The following is a 1,514-nucleotide window of genomic DNA, read 5'->3' on the forward strand; positions in this document are numbered from 1 at the left end:
TCCGGTGTTTCGGGTGGTCAGTGGGCGATGACGGGGATCTGGGCCTCGTCCTGGGCGCCGTCGCCGGAGGCGACGGTGGTGCCGCCCGGCCGGCCCGCGTTCACCAGGGTCAACGCGATCACCGCGGCGGCCACCAGGATCCCCACCGCGAACCAGATCGCGCTGGTGTAACCCTCGACCATGCCCTCCAGCTGCACCAGCTGCTGCTGCGAACGCCCCGGGGCGGAACCGATGTGGTCGGCGACATAGGCGGTCGTCGCGGACGCCGCGATCGTGTTCAGCAGCGCCGTACCGATCGCCCCGCCCACCTGCTGGCTGGTGTTCACCATCGCCGACGCCACCCCCGCGTCCTGCGCCCGCACCCCCTGCGTGGCCAGCGACATCGCCGGCATGAACGCCGAACCCATGCCCAGCCCCAGCAGCAGCATCGCCGGCAGCAGCAGCGCCGCGTACGACGAACCGATCTCCATCTGCGTCAGCAGCAGCATGCCCACCGCCGCGACCAAAAAGCCCGGCCCCATCAGCAGCCGCGGCGCCACCCGCGTCATCAGCCGGGTCCCGATCTGCGTGGACCCCGTGATCATGCCCACGATCATCGGCAGGAACGCGAACCCGGTCTTCACCGGCGAATAACCCTTGACGATCTGCAGGTAGTAGGTCAGGAACAAGAACAGCCCGAACATCGCGATGATCGCCAGACCCAGCGACAGATACACCCCACCACGATTACGGTCGGTCACCACCCGCAGCGGCAGCAGCGGCGCCCTCACCCGCGACTCCACCAGCACGAACGACACCAGCAGCACCCCCGCGGCCACGAACATGCCCACCGTCACCGCATCACCCCAGCCGTCGGACTCCGCCCGGGTGAACCCGTAGACCAGCGCCACCAGACCCAGCGTCGACAGGATCACCCCCGGAATGTCCAGCGAGGCCCGGTTGCGCCCGCCCTCCGGCTCACGGATCACGAACCACGCACCCGCCGCCGCGACCACCGCGAACGGAATGTTCACGAAGAACGTCCAGCGCCAGTCCAGGTACTCGGTCAGGAAACCGCCCAGGATCAGACCCACCGCACCACCGCCACCGGCGATCGCACCATAGATCCCGAACGCCTTCGCCCGCTCCCTGCCGTCGGTGAACATCACCGCCAGCAACGACAGCGCCGCCGGCGCCAGCAGCGCACCGAACACACCCTGCAGCGCCCGCGCACCGAACATCATCGCGCCCGTCGTCGCCGCCCCGCCCAGCGCGGACGCCGCCGCGAACCCGGCCAGACCGATCACGAACGCCCGCTTACGGCCCCACAGATCCGCGATCCGCCCACCGAACAGCAGCAGACCACCGAACGCCAGCGCATACGCGGTCACCACCCACTGCCGGTTCCCGTCCGAGATCCCCAGATCCTGCTGGGCCGACGGCAACGCAATGTTCACGATCGTCGCATCCAGCACGACCATCAACTGCGCCAACGCGATGAACACAAGAGCCTTCCACCGACCCGGATCAGGGAC

Annotated in this window: 1 protein-coding gene; it reads right to left on the bottom strand. The window is 68.9% G+C overall.

The window, feature by feature from the left end:
- Positions 1 to 17: 17 nt before the first annotated feature.
- Positions 18 to 1,514, bottom strand: a 1,497-nt coding sequence (locus ACIQGV_RS40840) for an MFS transporter (RefSeq protein WP_402504827.1), incomplete at its 5' end; no start/stop codon positions are given.

The sequence above is a fragment of the Streptomyces sp. NPDC093094 genome (assembly GCF_044754345.1).
Lineage (GTDB): Bacteria > Actinomycetota > Actinomycetes > Streptomycetales > Streptomycetaceae > Streptomyces.